Source organism: Pseudoalteromonas sp. T1lg21 (assembly GCF_002964625.1).
GTDB classification, from domain to species: domain Bacteria; phylum Pseudomonadota; class Gammaproteobacteria; order Enterobacterales; family Alteromonadaceae; genus Pseudoalteromonas; species Pseudoalteromonas gelatinilytica.
In genome coordinates, this window is sequence record NZ_PQBX01000001.1 from 147,297 (window position 1) to 162,281 (window position 14,985).

General features: G+C 43.9%; 13 protein-coding genes. All 13 read left to right on the forward strand.

Features of this window, described 5'->3' with window-relative positions; all coding sequences use genetic code 11:
* Window positions 1-11: 11 nt before the first annotated feature.
* Genes rsmH through ftsA form a run of 13 tightly spaced genes read left to right on the forward strand, consistent with a single transcriptional unit; the run spans window position 12 to window position 14,968 of the window.
* Window positions 12-947: a 16S rRNA (cytosine(1402)-N(4))-methyltransferase RsmH gene (gene rsmH, locus C2M25_RS00730; RefSeq protein ID WP_063702620.1), complete on the forward strand. Its 936-nt coding sequence runs from the start codon at window positions 12-14 to the stop codon at window positions 945-947.
* Window positions 947-1,273 carry a cell division protein FtsL gene (ftsL, locus tag C2M25_RS00735; RefSeq protein ID WP_063702618.1) on the forward strand — a complete coding sequence of 109 codons (327 nt, stop codon included), beginning with the start codon at window positions 947-949 and terminating at the stop codon, window positions 1,271-1,273. The genes rsmH and ftsL overlap by 1 nt, the downstream gene beginning before the upstream one ends.
* Entirely contained in the window at window positions 1,270-3,087 is a 1,818-nt protein-coding gene (locus tag C2M25_RS00740; RefSeq protein ID WP_063702616.1) for a penicillin-binding transpeptidase domain-containing protein, read from the forward strand. Before ftsL ends, C2M25_RS00740 begins: the two co-directional genes overlap by 4 nt.
* On the forward strand, window positions 3,080-4,558 hold the full coding sequence (murE, locus tag C2M25_RS00745; RefSeq protein WP_105174503.1) for a UDP-N-acetylmuramoyl-L-alanyl-D-glutamate--2,6-diaminopimelate ligase: 1,479 nt from the start codon (window positions 3,080-3,082) through the stop codon (window positions 4,556-4,558). Before C2M25_RS00740 ends, murE begins: the two co-directional genes overlap by 8 nt.
* Window positions 4,555-5,943 carry a UDP-N-acetylmuramoyl-tripeptide--D-alanyl-D-alanine ligase gene (locus C2M25_RS00750; RefSeq protein ID WP_105174504.1) on the forward strand — a complete coding sequence of 463 codons (1,389 nt, stop codon included), beginning with the start codon at window positions 4,555-4,557 and terminating at the stop codon, window positions 5,941-5,943. Before murE ends, C2M25_RS00750 begins: the two co-directional genes overlap by 4 nt.
* Window positions 5,937-7,019, forward strand: a complete 1,083-nt coding sequence (gene mraY, locus C2M25_RS00755) for a phospho-N-acetylmuramoyl-pentapeptide-transferase (protein WP_063702610.1) — start codon at window positions 5,937-5,939, stop codon at window positions 7,017-7,019. Before C2M25_RS00750 ends, mraY begins: the two co-directional genes overlap by 7 nt.
* A complete protein-coding gene (murD, locus tag C2M25_RS00760) occupies window positions 7,020-8,345 on the forward strand; it encodes a UDP-N-acetylmuramoyl-L-alanine--D-glutamate ligase (RefSeq protein ID WP_105180140.1) in 1,326 nt (441 codons plus the stop codon). It begins immediately after the preceding gene.
* Entirely contained in the window at window positions 8,342-9,517 is a 1,176-nt protein-coding gene (gene ftsW / locus C2M25_RS00765; protein WP_063702606.1) for a cell division protein FtsW, read from the forward strand. The genes murD and ftsW overlap by 4 nt, the downstream gene beginning before the upstream one ends.
* On the forward strand, window positions 9,514-10,587 hold the full coding sequence (gene murG, locus C2M25_RS00770; RefSeq protein WP_105180141.1) for an undecaprenyldiphospho-muramoylpentapeptide beta-N-acetylglucosaminyltransferase: 1,074 nt from the start codon (window positions 9,514-9,516) through the stop codon (window positions 10,585-10,587). The genes ftsW and murG overlap by 4 nt, the downstream gene beginning before the upstream one ends.
* A gap of 17 nt (window positions 10,588-10,604) precedes the next feature.
* On the forward strand, window positions 10,605-12,041 hold the full coding sequence (murC, locus tag C2M25_RS00775; protein WP_370626057.1) for a UDP-N-acetylmuramate--L-alanine ligase: 1,437 nt from the start codon (window positions 10,605-10,607) through the stop codon (window positions 12,039-12,041).
* Window positions 12,038-12,958, forward strand: a complete 921-nt coding sequence (locus C2M25_RS00780) for a D-alanine--D-alanine ligase (RefSeq protein WP_105180142.1) — start codon at window positions 12,038-12,040, stop codon at window positions 12,956-12,958. The genes murC and C2M25_RS00780 overlap by 4 nt, the downstream gene beginning before the upstream one ends.
* A gap of 1 nt (window position 12,959) precedes the next feature.
* Window positions 12,960-13,739 (forward strand): cell division protein FtsQ/DivIB, encoded by a 780-nt coding sequence (locus C2M25_RS00785; RefSeq protein ID WP_105180143.1) that lies wholly within the window; start codon window positions 12,960-12,962, stop codon window positions 13,737-13,739.
* Entirely contained in the window at window positions 13,736-14,968 is a 1,233-nt protein-coding gene (gene ftsA / locus C2M25_RS00790) for a cell division protein FtsA (protein ID WP_063702596.1), read from the forward strand. The genes C2M25_RS00785 and ftsA overlap by 4 nt, the downstream gene beginning before the upstream one ends.
* Window positions 14,969-14,985 lie beyond the last annotated feature (17 nt).

Below are 14,985 nucleotides of genomic sequence, written 5' to 3' on the forward strand. Positions count from 1 at the left end.
AAAAATAGCTAATGACAGCGCAATTTGAACATGTCTCTGTACTGATGGACGAAACCATAGATGCTTTGGATATAAAACCCGAAGGCATTTACATGGATGGCACATTTGGTCGCGGTGGACACTCTGGACAAATTCTTGCGCGATTAAGTGAGCAAGGTCGCTTACAAGCGATTGACCAAGACCCACAAGCTATTAAAGCTGCCGAAAAATTTGCTGATGATGCACGTTTTTCGATTGCTCACACTCGCTTTTCAAATCTTAAAACGGTTGCCGAAGATAACGATTTAATCGGCAAGGTTGACGGTATTCTGTTAGATATCGGCGTTTCTTCACCACAGCTTGATGATGCTGAGCGTGGCTTTAGTTTTATGAAAGATGGCCCGCTTGATATGCGTATGGACCCAACCAGTGGTCGCAGTGCGGCACAATGGCTAGCAGAAGCTGAACTTGAAGATATTACTCATGTGATTAAAACCTACGGCGAAGAAAAATTTGGTCGTCGTATTGCTCATAAAATTATTGAAACACGTGAGCATACACCGATCATCAGCACTAAGCAGCTTGCTGACTTAGTCGATGAAGCGGTGCCAGTGAAAGATAAACATAAACACCCAGCTACACGAACATTCCAAGCGATCCGTATTTATATCAACAGTGAGCTTGAAGAAATTCAAACTGCACTGCAAGCCGCTGTTGAGGTGTTAAAACCTGGTGGACGTTTAGTGGTTATTTCGTTCCACTCGTTAGAAGATCGCATTGTTAAGCAGTTTATTAAAAAACAGAGTAAGGGAGAGGCGATACCCAGAGGTCTGCCTTTGACGGACGCACAAATAAACAAAAACCTGACGTTAAAGGCAGTGGGTAAAGCCATTAAGCCAAGTAAGGCGGAAATTGAAGCGAACCCGCGTTCACGTAGCTCAGTGTTAAGGGTAGCTCAGAGGTTGTAATGAAAGCTAAAGCGACACATCGCCAACCCAATTTATTTATCGAGATTTTTAAAGGCCTAGGAGCTAATAAGCTGACCTTGGCCTTGTTGGTTGTGATCCTCGCATCAAGCTTGAGTGTGGTTCAGGTGACGCATTTAGCGCGTCAGCAGCTGATAACACAAGACAAATTATTGCAAGAACGCGATGAGCTCGATTTAGAGTGGCGTTACTTGCTCGTAGAAGAAGAGTTTTATTCGCAGCATGCGCGCATTGAAGAAGTAGCAACCATGCAATTAGAAATGAAACGGCCAACCAGCCAAGACGAACAGGTGGTAATACTGCGATGAGAAGCAGAGGGAAAAAGCCAACTAATACCTTAATCACATGGCGCTTTTTGCTTGTGTGCTCTGTGGTATTTTTAGTCTTTATGACGCTGGTTGCGCGTGCCGCTTTTTTACAAGTGATTGAACCGGACAAAGCCCGTTCAGAAAGTGATAAACGTACTGTACGAGTTGAAAAACAACATGTGCAGCGTGGCATGATCTTCGATCGCAATGGCAAAGAATTGGCAGTGAGTGTGCCTGTAGTGAGTGTGTATGCTGATCCTAAAGCGCTACATAAATCACTGATCAGTAAAGTTCTTCGTCAAGCTCGCAAAAACGGCGAAGACCAACAAGCACTTGCAGAAAACACAGTTGAATTAGATAAACGTATTGCTGCTTATTACAGCAATGATATTCGTTGGCGTGAGCTTGCTGATGTATTACGTATTGAACCTAGTAAAATTAACTCTCGCCTACGTGATAACCCAAAACGTCGTTTTGTGTATCTAAAACGTCAGGTTACCCCTGCCGTTGCTAACTATATTGGTGACCTTCGTTTACCAGGTATTCATTTGCTGGATGAGTCAAAACGTTATTACCCAGCTGGTGAAGTGACAGCTCATGTTATTGGTTTCACCAACATTGATGGTCATGGTATCGAAGGGATTGAAAAGCTGTATGAAAAATCGTTAACCGGTGTTGAAGGGCAACGTACTATTCGTAAAGATGCGCAAGGCCGTGAAGTCGAAGTGCTCGATGAACGTGAGCGTGTAGAACCAGAGAACATTCATTTAAGCATCGACCAGCGTATTCAAGCAATTGCCTACAAAGCGGTAAAATCAGCCGTTTTATCGTACAAAGCGACCTCAGGCTCGGCTATGGTTGTAGATGTTAAAACCGGCGAAGTGTTAGCCATGGTGAACAGCCCGTCGTTTAACCCAAATAACTTATCAGATGCAGCTCCACATAAGCGTCGCAACCGTGCAATTACCGATTTGTTTGAGCCTGGTTCAACTGTTAAGCCGCTAGCCATTTTAGCTGGTTTAGACTACGGCACAATTCAACCGGATTCAATCGTTGATACTTCTCCTGGCTGGATGCGCGTTGGCGGAAGCCTAGTACAAGATACCCGTAATCACGGCAAGATGACGTTAAGAGAAATCTTAAAGTATTCAAGTAATATGGGTGTAACAAAGGTGAGTCAAGAACTACCAAAAGACTACTTTGTTAGCCTGTATGAAAAAGTCGGATTTGGCAGCGACAGTGGCACGGGCATGGTTGGTGAAAGCAGTGGTTTATTTTATCCAAATCGCCGCTGGTCAGATCATGAAATTGCCGCATTATCATTTGGCTATAACCTCGCTGTAAGCACCGCACAAATGGCGCGCTTTTATGCGATGTTAGGTTCAGGTGGCGTGATGCGTCCGCTTACGGTACTTAAACAAGAGTCAATTCCTGAAGGTGAGCGAGTTTTTCAGCAAAAAGACGTTGAAGCTGTTGTTCACATGATGGAAAGCGTGTTTGAGAAAGGCGGTACCGCGCAAAAGGTTCATGTTGATGGCTATCGCGCAGCAGCAAAAACAGGTACTTCTAAAAAAGCCGCGGTAGGTGGTTACGGTGACGAGTACGTCGGCTATATTGCTGGCCTTGCACCAGCGAGTAACCCACGTTTAGCGGTAGTAGTAATGATTAACGAACCGGGTGGAGATGTTTATTACGGCGGTGCGACGGCAGGTCCTGCATTTGCAGAGATTGTCTCCAATGCCTTAAGAATTCTCAACGTTGCACCGGACAAAGATGCGGTTGCGTACGTAGAAGGCAAAGATAACGATGCGTGATTTAAAACCGATTCTTAATCATATTGATGTTGAGGCCAATAGTTTAGTGGTCAATCAACTACGTCTTGATAGCCGAGATGTCAAAGCTGGCGATGTGTTTGTTGCCATAAAAGGCCATCAACTTGATGGCGGACAGTTTATTGAAAAAGCTATTGAAAATGGTGCGGTGGCAGTCATTGCCGACCGTTTATGTGAGTTCGAAAGTGATTTTGAACCACTTTATTTAGTAACCGATTTAGCGAAAAAGCTGCCTGCACTTGCAGCTGCTTTTTACCAACAGCCATCAAAGCAGCTGGATTTAGTGGGTGTGACAGGCACCAATGGTAAATCAACTACCACAGCAATGATCGCACACTTAGCGCAGCACTGTCATAAACGTGCAGCTGTGATTGGTACGCTTGGTTATGGGCATCCAGATAACTTGACTGAGCTGGCAAATACCACACCATCGAGTGTTGATTTACAACGTATTTTATCTGAACTTGTTGCAGAGCAGAATGATGTTGTGGCTATGGAAGTCTCATCTCATGGCTTAGTTCAGCAACGTGTTGAACAGTGTAAATTTAAAGCTGCAGTGTTTACTAATCTTTCACGCGATCACTTAGATTATCATGGCACGATGGATGCCTATGGTGATGCGAAGTTGATGTTAATGCGTGACCATATGCCTGAGCTTGTAGTGCTTAATCAAGACGATGCGCAAGTTGAAGCATGGTTAGATAAATACGACTTTAATAACCTGATTTGTTATGGACATAAAAATTTACCACCTGAAAACGCACGTTTTGTTTATTTCAGCGATGTAACTTATGATAACGCCGGTATTTCGGCGAAGTTCGATACCAGTTGGGGACAAGCTGAAGTTAACAGTACGCTATTTGGTGAATTTAACCTTTATAACTTAGCCGCTGCAATGGCCACTTTATTAGGTATGGGTTACCCGCTTAATTTACTTGTTGAAGGGTGTAAAACATTACAGCCTGTAGCAGGGCGTATGCAGGCATTTAGTGCGCCAGGTCAACCGACTTGTATTGTTGACTATGCCCACACTCCTGATGCATTAGCACTGGCATTACAAGCATTGCAAAAACATGTTCCAGGTGGCGTGAGCTGTGTGTTTGGCTGTGGTGGCGACAGAGACAAAGGCAAGCGCCCGATGATGGCAAAAGCTGCTGAAGGTAATGCAGACCGTATTATTATCACCAGTGATAACCCAAGAAGTGAAGACCCAGACGCTATTATCGCAGATGTAGTTGCAGGGCTTGAACAGCCTGAACGAGCACATTGTGAAGCAGACCGCGCACAAGCTATTAGCTATGCCATCGCACAAGCGGGGGCTGATGATGTCATTCTTATTGCAGGTAAAGGCCACGAAGACTATCAAATCATTGGCGACCAACGAATCGACTTCTGCGATCGTCAATATGTACAACAACAATTAAAAGAAAAATCGCAAGGGGCGCAGTTATGATCCCTATGGATTTTGATTGGCTAGCAAATGTTCTAGCAACCGATTACCAAAGTGGTAATCAAACGGTAAAAAATATTAACACTGACACCCGCACGTTGTGCGACGGTGAAGTGTTTTTAGCACTACAAGGGCCTAATTTTGATGGGCATAAATTTGTTGCGCAAGCAAAAGAAAAAGGGGCGATAGCTGCCATTGTAGCGCGTCCTGTTAATGTCGATATTGTGCAGTTTGTGGTCAGTGACACACGTATTGCGCTTGGCCAAATTGGCGCCGCTGTGATGGCACAGGTCGCACCAAAAACAATTGCTATCACAGGTAGCGTTGGTAAAACGACCGTTAAAGAAATGTGTGCGGCGATTTTATCTGGTCACGGCGAAGTACTGGCAACAAAAGGTAACTTTAATAATGACATTGGTGTACCGCTGACATTATTACGCCTTGAACCACAACACCAATATGCGGTGATTGAGTTAGGTGCAAACCACATTGGTGAAATAGCTTACACCGTTGCAATGACAAAACCTGATGTTGCTGTGGTATGTAATGTTGCGGCTTCTCACTTAGAAGGCTTTGGCTCATTACAAGGTGTTGCAACGGCAAAAGGCGAAATCTATGACGGCTTAAAGCCTAATGGGGTTGCTATCGTCAATTGCGACAGCGACTTTGCCGATTTTTGGCTTGATAAATTAACTGAACGCAATGTAAAACGCTTTTCTACTAGCCAACAATTAGATTATTGGGCGGAAGATGTGGTGCTTGATGAACAAGCGCGCGCTTCTTTCATGCTTTGTAATAAAGATAAAAAAGTACCTGTTACGCTCGCATTACCGGGCAAACATAATATTGCTAATGCGTTAATTGCAACTGCCTTAACCACTGAGTTGGGTGTAAGCCTTGAAAGCGTTGCATCAGCGCTGGCGACCATGGGCGAAGTTAAAGGCCGCGTTAACGTCCTTAAAGTATCAGATACCTTGACGGTGATTGATGATACCTATAATGCGAATGTGCAATCGGTTAAAGCAGCAATTGATTTATTAAGTGATATGCCGGGTCGTCGTATTTTTGCGTTAGGTGATATGGGAGAGCTTGGCGAAGAAGCGCGCTTTTATCATCAACAAGTCGGTGAGTATGCACAGCAAAAAGGCATTGATGAGCTTTATAGCTTAGGCGTATTAAGTAAATCAGCCAGTGATGTATTTGAAAAGCCAAACCGCCACTTCTCAAGTCGTGAACAATTATTACAACAATTACAAAGTGTGCTTGCCCAATCGATGCAAAAAACCACGGTTGTTGTCAAAGGTTCGCGCAGTTCTCGTATGGAGCTAGTGGTCGAAGATTTAGTAAATAGCCAGCAAGATGGCAACAATGGAGTATCGTCATGTTAGTTTGGCTGGCAGAGTATTTAACACAGTATTACAGTGGCTTTAATGTTTTTTCTTACCTTACGCTGCGCGCGATTTTAGGTATTTTAACAGCACTGCTTATCTCACTTTATTTTGGTCCTAAGCTAATTCGTGCATTACAAAAAATGCAGATTGGTCAGGTGGTTCGTCACGATGGCCCAGAGTCTCACCTATCTAAAAAAGGCACCCCAACTATGGGCGGCATTTTGATTTTAGCGGCGATTTTTACTAGCACTTTACTGTGGGCAGACCTTTCAAATAAATATGTTTGGGCAACCTTATTTGTAGTGGGCTCGTTAGGTGTGGTTGGCTTTATTGATGACTACCGTAAAGTGATCCGCAAAGACCCTAAAGGCTTAATTGCGAAGTGGAAATACTTTTGGCAATCAGTGATTGCGTTAGTGGTTGCCAGTGCGCTTTATTTTACCTCGCAGCAAGGCAGCGAAACCTCATTAGTTGTGCCGTTTTTCAAAGACGTGTTACCACAACTTGGCTTGTTTTATATCGTGATGACTTACTTTGTAATTGTAGGTACGTCGAACGCGGTAAACCTGACAGATGGCCTTGATGGTTTAGCGATTGTGCCAACCATTTTAGTAGCGGCAGCACTTGCCATTATTGCTTACTTAACTGGTAACGTTAATTTCTCAAGCTACCTACATATTCCGCATTTACCGCTCGCCAGTGAGCTTGTGGTTGTGTGTACTGCGATTGTCGGGGCTGGACTTGGTTTCTTATGGTTTAACACCTACCCAGCACAGGTATTTATGGGTGATGTAGGCTCATTAGCACTGGGTGGTGCTTTGGGTATTATTGCGGTGCTGGTTCGCCAAGAACTGGTACTTATCATCATGGGTGGTGTGTTTGTAATGGAAGCATTATCGGTGATTTTACAAGTAGGTTCATACAAATTACGTGGTCAACGTATTTTTAGAATGGCGCCTATTCACCACCATTATGAATTAAAGGGTTGGCCTGAGCCGCGCGTTATTGTGCGCTTTTGGATTATTTCAATCGTGCTAGTACTTGCTGGCCTTGCGACATTAAAGATCAGGTAAATGACAGTAATTAACGAGATTAAAAACAAACAAATTTCAGTGCTCGGACTCGGTGTAACCGGTCTGGGCATTGTGCGTTTTTTATTGTCTCAGAATATTAAGCCAATTGTTGTTGATAGCCGCACAGCGCCGCCGGGTGCTGATTGGCTAAATGAGCATGCCAGTGAGTTAACGACTCACTTTGGTGACTTAGAGCAGGCAGACTTAGCCAGCAATGACATTATTATCATCAGCCCAGGTTTAAGCCTCGCTACACCCGCTGTAGCAAAGGCAATTGATGCTGGTGTTGAAGTGATTGGTGATGTTGAGCTTTTTGCTCGATTGACGGATAAGCCGATTGTCGCGGTGACTGGCTCAAATGGTAAGTCGACAGTGGTTACATTGGCGTTTGAAGTGCTTAAAGCGGCTGGTTATAAAGTTGGCCTTGGTGGCAACATTGGTACTGCGGTGCTTGATTTACTCTCGCAAGACTACGATGTGTATGTACTTGAGCTGTCGAGTTTTCAACTTGATACCACGCACAGCTTAAAAGCAAAAAGTGCCTGTGTCTTGAATGTGAGTGAAGATCACCTTGATCGTTACCCAAGCTACCAAGCATACATTGACTCTAAGCAAAGTATTTATAACGGCTCTGAACTTGCGGTAGTCAATGCCATTGATGTGGCAACGCACACTGCAAAGCAACCTCAAGTGAGCTTTGCACTTGCCAATGCAGATTTTGCCTTGGTTGAACATCACGGTGAGCAATACTTTGCAGCACACGGTAAACCTGTGTTGCCTGCAAGCTGTTTGCAAGTTGTTGGCTCGCACAACCAACAAAATGCGCTCGCGGTGATGGCGTTATTGAGCCCGTTTAGCATCTCTACAGCGCATTATCAGCAAGCGTTTAGTACATTTACTGGACTTGCCCATCGTTGCCAGTTTGTCGCCGAAATTAATGAAGTGAAATACTTTAACGATTCAAAGGCGACCAATGTTGGTGCGACTATCGCTGCGATTGAAAGCTTAGCTGATCAAGCAAAGCAACTAGTTGTGATTGCCGGTGGTGATGCAAAAGGGGCAGATTTAGATGCCTTGAAGCCTTATTTAAATGACAAAGTGAAAGCGCTTATTTGTTTTGGTAAGGATGCTAAAGCACTTGTGGCATTAACCGAAAAAGGCCACCTAACCACCAACATGCTTGAAGCTGTGCAGTTAGCTAAACAGCTAAGCAGCAGCGGCGATATCGTTTTATTAGCACCTGCTTGTGCCAGCATCGATATGTATAACAACTATATGCAACGTGGCGATGACTTTGCGCAGTGCGTATTGGCGGAGGCAGTATGATCGCATTTGCTGACATCCGTGAAGCATTAACACCAAAGCAATCGCCACAACTTTATGATGTGCCGTTGCTGTATTGCATGTTTATGTTGATAGGTGTTGGTTTTGTGATGGTAACCAGTGCGTCAATGCCAACTGCCGAGCGAATTTTTGATAATCCGTACCACATTATTATTCGTCATAGCATGTTTTTAATCATGGGCTTTTTCTTGTTTTGGATTGCCACTAATGTGCCTATGGATTGGTGGAAACGCAGTAACGCTTATTTATTATTACTGGGTTTAGGTTTACTCGTTTTGGTGCTGATTGTTGGCCGTGAAGTGAATGGCGCAAAGCGTTGGATACCAATCGGCCCAGTTGGTTTTCAGGTAGCCGAGGCTGCGAAGTTGTATTTCTTTAGTTACATTGCTGGTTACTTAGTGCGTAAACGTGAAGAAGTGCAAGAGAACTTAAAAGGTTTCTTTAAGCCATTAGCTGTGTTTGGTGTGTATGCGTTTTTGATCTTAATGCAACCAGACTTAGGCACCGTGGTGGTGTTGTTTGTGACTACTGTAGGCTTACTGTTTTTAGCCGGCGCTAAGTTATGGCAGTTTTTTGGTCTTATCTTAACGGGTATAGCAGCCGTTGTGGTTTTGATTATTGCTGAACCATACCGTATGGCTCGTGTTACAGGCTTTTTAGAGCCATGGGAAGATCCATTCGGTAAAGGTTATCAGTTAGTACAATCGCTAATGGCATACAGCCAAGGTGGCTGGTTTGGTCAAGGCTTAGGTAATAGCGTACAAAAACTGCAATATCTACCAGAAGCACATAATGACTTTATTTTTGCTGTGATTGGTGAAGAGCTCGGCTTTTTTGGCGTAGTGAGTATCTTGATGGTGCTCGGTGTGTTTGTATTCAGAGCCTTGCTGATTGGTCAAAAAGCGCTTAAATGTGGCAAAGAGTACGAAGGCTATTTTGCCTTTGCTATTGGTATCTGGTTTGCGTTTCAAACCATGGTAAATATTGGCGCAAGTGCAGGTATTTTACCAACAAAAGGCTTAACGCTACCGTTTATTTCGTACGGTGGTTCAAGCTTATTAATTATGACCATAGCAACAGGTGTACTTTTGCGAATAGATTTTGAGACAAAAATGGCGACTAAGCAGGCTACCTCTCGTGGAGGTAAGCGATGAGTAAAAAATTACTGGTAGTTGCAGGTGGTACCGGTGGCCATATTTTCCCAGGTATTGCTGTTGCTGACTTTTTAAAGCAACAAGGCTGGCAAGTTAGCTGGATTGGTACGCCTGATAGAATGGAAGCCACTGTGGTTCCTAAACACAACATTGAGATTGATTTTATCAATGTGAAAGGTGTGCGTGGTAATGGAATTAAACGCTTGATTAAAGCGCCATTTATGGTGATGAATGCGATTTTTCAAGCACGTAAAATTTTAAAAGCACAAAAGCCTGATGTTGTTCTTGCTATGGGTGGCTATGTGACCGGACCTACGGGGATTGCAGCAAAGAGCTTAGGTATTCCTTTGGTTATTCATGAGCAAAATGCGGTTGCAGGTATGAGTAACCGCTGGTTAGCAAAGTTTGCCAATAAAGTGTTAGCCGCTTTTCCATCGGCTTTTGCAAAAGAACAATGTGAAGTGGTGGGTAATCCGGTCAGAGCCAGTGTTGCAAATGTCACCGCCAAGCAAACAACGACACCGATCAATGTGCTTGTGGTGGGTGGTTCACTTGGTGCGCAGGTACTTAATGAGACTTTACCTGCTGTATTCAGTGAACTTTCAGCGCTAACAACGCTTAATATATGGCACCAAACAGGTAAAAATAATGAACCGAATGTGACTGCGAGCTATCAACAGTTAGGATTAGCTGAAAATAGCAAAGTTGCTGAATTCATTGATGATATGGATAGTGCATATCAATGGGCCGATTTGGTAATTTGCCGCGCTGGTGCGTTAACGGTCAGTGAGATTGCCGCAGCGGGTCGAATGGCATTATTTGTGCCTTTCCCACATGCTGTCGACGACCATCAAACTGCCAATGCAAAATATTTAGTGACAGAACATGCCGCGCTGATTATGCAGCAAAGCGAGTTCAACAAAACTGCGGTCGTTGAGTTATTAACACCGTACGTAAACGCACCAGAAAAAATTTCAACAATGGCAAGTAAAGCAAAACAACTTGCTATTTTAGATGCCACAGCCAATGTAGCAAAACGCTGTGAGCAACTAGCAGATAGAAGAGATTAGTAGTGAAAGAAAGCACGATGAAAGAAAACAACACTCGTCCTGCGATGCGTCGTATCGACACCATCCACTTTGTTGGGATTGGTGGTGCAGGCATGGGTGGAATTGCCGAAGTACTTGCTTTTGAAGGCTACCGCATCACAGGCTCAGATATTGCGCACAGTGCAATGACTGAGCGCTTAATTCAAGTGGGTGCAGAAGTATTTATTGGTCATGATGAAAACAATGTAAAAGATGCCAGCGTTGTGGTGGTATCAAGTGCTATAAATGAGCAAAACCCTGAGATTAAAGCGGCTAAAGCGGCGCGTATTCCTATTGTTCGCCGTGCTGAGATGCTGGCTGAACTAATGCGTTTTCGCCACGGTATTGCGGTAGCAGGCACTCATGGTAAAACCACAACCACGAGTTTAATCGCGAGCATTTATGCGCAAGCTGGCCTTGATCCAACATTTATTATTGGTGGCTTGTTAAATAGTGCAGGAAGTAATGCCAAGGTTGGTAAAAGTGACTTTTTAATTGCAGAAGCTGATGAGAGTGATGCGTCATTCTTACATTTACAGCCTATGGTATCGGTGATCACGAATATCGAAGAAGATCACATGGATACGTACGGCGGTAGCTTAGAAAAAATGAAAGACACCTATGTTGATTTCATTCATAACTTACCGTTTTATGGTTTAGCAGTGGTGTGTATTGATTCTGAAGTTGCGGCAGAGCTGATCCCGCGTTTTGGACGCCCTGTTATTACCTATGGTGAATCGGCCGAAGCTGATTACCGTATGCTTGATTTTAGCCAAACAGCGAATACCTGCTCATTTAGTGTAGTGAATAAGCAAGGTGAAAGCTTGGCTGTCACGCTTAATATGCCGGGCAAACACAACGCGCTTAACGCGACTGCGGCGATTGCAGTGGCTAAAGATCAAAACATTGCGAACCATGCAATTTTAGAGGCACTTGCAAAGTTTGAAGGTGTAGGCCGCCGCTTCCAACATTATGGTACGTTTGAAAATGAGCGTGGCAATGTGATGTTAGTTGATGACTATGGCCATCATCCATCTGAAGTTGCAGCGACAATTGCTGCGGTTCGTGAGGGGTGGCCAGATAAACGTTTAGTGATGGTTTACCAGCCGCACCGTTATAGTCGTACTCGCGACTTGTACGAAGATTTTGTCAAAGTGCTTGCTGATGTTGATCAGCTATTACTCCTTGATGTGTACTCAGCAGGCGAAGAGCCAATTGTAGGTGCTGATAGTAAGAGTTTATGTCGTAGTTTACGTCAGCGTGGCAAAGAGCCACTGCATGTTGCTAGTAGCTCTGAGCTTGCCGGTGTCCTTGCTGATATTATGCAAGATAATGATTTAGTTTTAACACAAGGCGCTGGTAACATAGGCCAGTTAGTGAAAAAGTTAGCAGCAACCAACTTGTCTATTGAACAACTAAAGCAGGTAAATGTATGAGCCAGTTAAGCGACAAATTTGGCAAAGTAGCGGTACTTTTTGGTGGCACATCTGCCGAACGAGAAGTTTCTCTTAAATCTGGCCAAGCCGTATTGAACGCTTTGCAAAGTGTTGGCGTTGACGCCATTGCTTTTGATCCAAAAGATCAGCCGTTATGGCAATTAAAAGAATTAAACATTGAACGTGTATTCATTGCTCTTCATGGTCGTGGTGGTGAAGATGGTACCATTCAAGGTGCGCTTGAATTTATGGGTATTCCTTATACCGGTAGTGATGTACTTGGCTCTGCACTTGCGATGGACAAAGTGCGTTGTAAACACTTGTTCAAAGCGATGGGCTTAAGCACCTCGCCTTATACCGTTGTTGATAGCCGTTATGAATTTGATAGCCAAGCGATTATTAATGAATTTGGCAAAGTGATGGTCAAACCGTCACATGAAGGCTCAAGCATTGGTATGGCAGAAGCAAGTAGCGCAGAGCAACTCGATGCTGCATTAAATGCTGCATTTAAGTTTGATAGCCAAGTGCTTGTAGAGCAGTGGATCACTGGCCGTGAATTTACTGTCGCGGTACTTGGGCAAGATGTTCAGCCAGTGATTGAAATGACGACGCCGAATGGTTTTTATGACTATCAAGCTAAGTACCAATCAAATACAACTCAGTACCATTGCCCAGCAGATTTATCTGCGCAAGAAACTGAATTGTTGCAAGATATGGCATTAAAAGCGTTTGATTTAGTCGGTGCAAGTGGCTGGGGCCGTGTTGATGCAATGCGTGATCAGCAAGGAAACTTTTACTTATTAGAAGTAAATACGGTACCAGGCATGACAGAAAAGTCTTTAGTACCAATGGCGGCAAAAGCAAATGGGGCAAGCTTTGAGCAATTAGTTGTTCGCATTTTGGAGCAAACACTTTAATATGCATCCTTTTTTAGAAAAAGCGCAACAATTAAAACAACAGCTAAATTGGTCGTTGATTTTTGGTGTGAGCTTTTTTCTAGTGGTGATTTTTGCATTAGTGAAAATCACCACGGGCGTCTCTGATTGGTTGGTCGAAAATAAAGACGCACAAATAAAGCATTTATCAGTACTTGGTCAGCCCCAATATACTGATGAAAAAGCAATTATTGGTGCAATAAAAAAAGCCGACTTATCGAGTTTTTTTGAATTAGACGTAAAACATGTGCAACGCTTAGTGCAAAGCTTACCTTGGGTGGCAACGGCCTCGGTCAGAAAACAATGGCCAGATACCTTACAGGTTTATGTTGTTGAACACCAAGCTGTAGCGCACTGGAACAGTGATTTACTGCTAAACCAAGCAGGCGAAGTGTTTCAGGCCAGTAGTGATAAATTACCTACTACTTTGCCGCAGCTTTACGGCCCTGAAGGCAGTGAAATCGAAGCGTGGACTGCATTTCGTCAATTTCAAGAAATGCTTAAAGTGAATAATTTAGAGCTGACAAGTTTAGCGCTATCAGAGCGTTTTTCGTGGCAGTTATGGCTTGATAACGGCATTCGCCTGAACTTAGGCCGCAAAGAAAAAGCAAAGCGTGTACAACGTTTTATTGACGTGTATCCGCGCATGGAACAACGTGCAGATGCACAAATCGATGTTGTTGATTTACGGTATGATACCGGTCTTGCGGTGAGCTGGAAGCCAGTGCAAGAAGAACAATTAGAAAATAAGAGTAAGGCATGACCAAGTCAGCAGAAAGAAACCTAGTGATTGGATTAGACGTTGGCACATCGAAAGTTGTGGCCACCGTTGGTGAAATCACCGCAGATAACAAACTAAGCATTGTGGGTGTTGGCAGCCAAGTATCGCATGGTATGGATAAAGGCGGCGTTAACGACCTTAACCTTGTTTCTGAATCGATTCGTCGCGCAATAGACGAAGCAGAGTTGATGGCTGATTGCCGTATCAGCTCTGTTTATTTAGGTATTTCTGGAAAACACATCCAGTGCCAAAACGAAAGTGGTGTCGTTGCGATTAACAACACTGAAGTAACTGATGAAGATATCGAAAATGTGATTCACATTGCTCGCTCTGTGCCAATTTCAGCAGAGCGCAAAATGCTGCATGCACTGCCACAAGAGTACAGCATTGATATGCAAGAGGGGATTAAAAACCCACTTGGAATGAGCGGTGTTCGTATGGAAGCTCGCGCGCACATCATTACTTGCTCAAATGATATGGCAAAGAATATCGAAAAGTGCGTTGAGCGTTGTGGTCTCGAAGTCGATCAGTTGATCTTTACAGCACTGGCATCATGTTATTCAGTCCTTACAGATGATGAAAAAGAACTGGGTGTGGCTGTGTTAGATATTGGTGGCGGCACTATGGATATCACCATTTATATTAATGGTGCGCTTCGTCACTCAGCCGTTATTCCGGTAGCTGGTAACCAAGTGACTGGTGATATTGCAAAAATATTTAGAACACCTATATCACATGCTGAGTCACTCAAAGTACAATATGCGTGTGCTAGTAGCCAAATGGCAAGCAACGAAGACACGATTGAAGTGCCGAGTGTGGGTGGTCGTCCTGCGCGCATTATGTCGCGTCATACCTTATCTGAGGTTGTGGAGCCACGTTTTAGAGAATTATTCGAGTTGGCGATGGAAGAAATACGCCGCTCAGGTTTTGAAGACCAAATTGCTGCAGGTCTCGTCATTACTGGCGGAACAGCAAAAATGACGGGTGCAATGGAAGTGGCAGAAGACATTTTCCAAATGCCGGTCAGAATTGGCAAACCAATCGGGATTGTTGGTTTGACAGATTATGTAGATGATCCTTCGTACGCGACCGCGGTTGGTTTGTTACAATACGGCCGTACAATGCAATCGATGAATGCACAAAAGTCGAAAGCGGAAGGTGATAATAATTGGTGGAACCGTATTACTAAATGGTTCCAAGGTGAGTTTTAAGACTCAAGTCGGAGAGT

Excerpts from the sequence above, each read along its gene's own strand:
- ftsW (WP_063702606.1), top strand. The coding sequence starts at position 8,342 with ATGATCGCATTTGCTGACATCCGTGAAGCATTAACACCAAAGCAATCG.
- C2M25_RS00750 (WP_105174504.1), top strand. The coding sequence starts at position 4,555 with ATGATCCCTATGGATTTTGATTGGCTAGCAAATGTTCTAGCAACCGAT.
- murD (WP_105180140.1), top strand. The coding sequence starts at position 7,020 with ATGACAGTAATTAACGAGATTAAAAACAAACAAATTTCAGTGCTCGGA.
- ftsL (WP_063702618.1), top strand. The coding sequence starts at position 947 with ATGAAAGCTAAAGCGACACATCGCCAACCCAATTTATTTATCGAGATT.
- ftsA (WP_063702596.1), top strand. The coding sequence starts at position 13,736 with ATGACCAAGTCAGCAGAAAGAAACCTAGTGATTGGATTAGACGTTGGC.
- murG (WP_105180141.1), top strand. The coding sequence starts at position 9,514 with ATGAGTAAAAAATTACTGGTAGTTGCAGGTGGTACCGGTGGCCATATT.
- C2M25_RS00785 (WP_105180143.1), top strand. The coding sequence starts at position 12,960 with ATGCATCCTTTTTTAGAAAAAGCGCAACAATTAAAACAACAGCTAAAT.
- mraY (WP_063702610.1), top strand. The coding sequence starts at position 5,937 with ATGTTAGTTTGGCTGGCAGAGTATTTAACACAGTATTACAGTGGCTTT.
- murC (WP_370626057.1), top strand. The coding sequence starts at position 10,605 with ATGAAAGAAAACAACACTCGTCCTGCGATGCGTCGTATCGACACCATC.
- C2M25_RS00780 (WP_105180142.1), top strand. The coding sequence starts at position 12,038 with ATGAGCCAGTTAAGCGACAAATTTGGCAAAGTAGCGGTACTTTTTGGT.
- murE (WP_105174503.1), top strand. The coding sequence starts at position 3,080 with ATGCGTGATTTAAAACCGATTCTTAATCATATTGATGTTGAGGCCAAT.
- C2M25_RS00740 (WP_063702616.1), top strand. The coding sequence starts at position 1,270 with ATGAGAAGCAGAGGGAAAAAGCCAACTAATACCTTAATCACATGGCGC.
- rsmH (WP_063702620.1), top strand. The coding sequence starts at position 12 with ATGACAGCGCAATTTGAACATGTCTCTGTACTGATGGACGAAACCATA.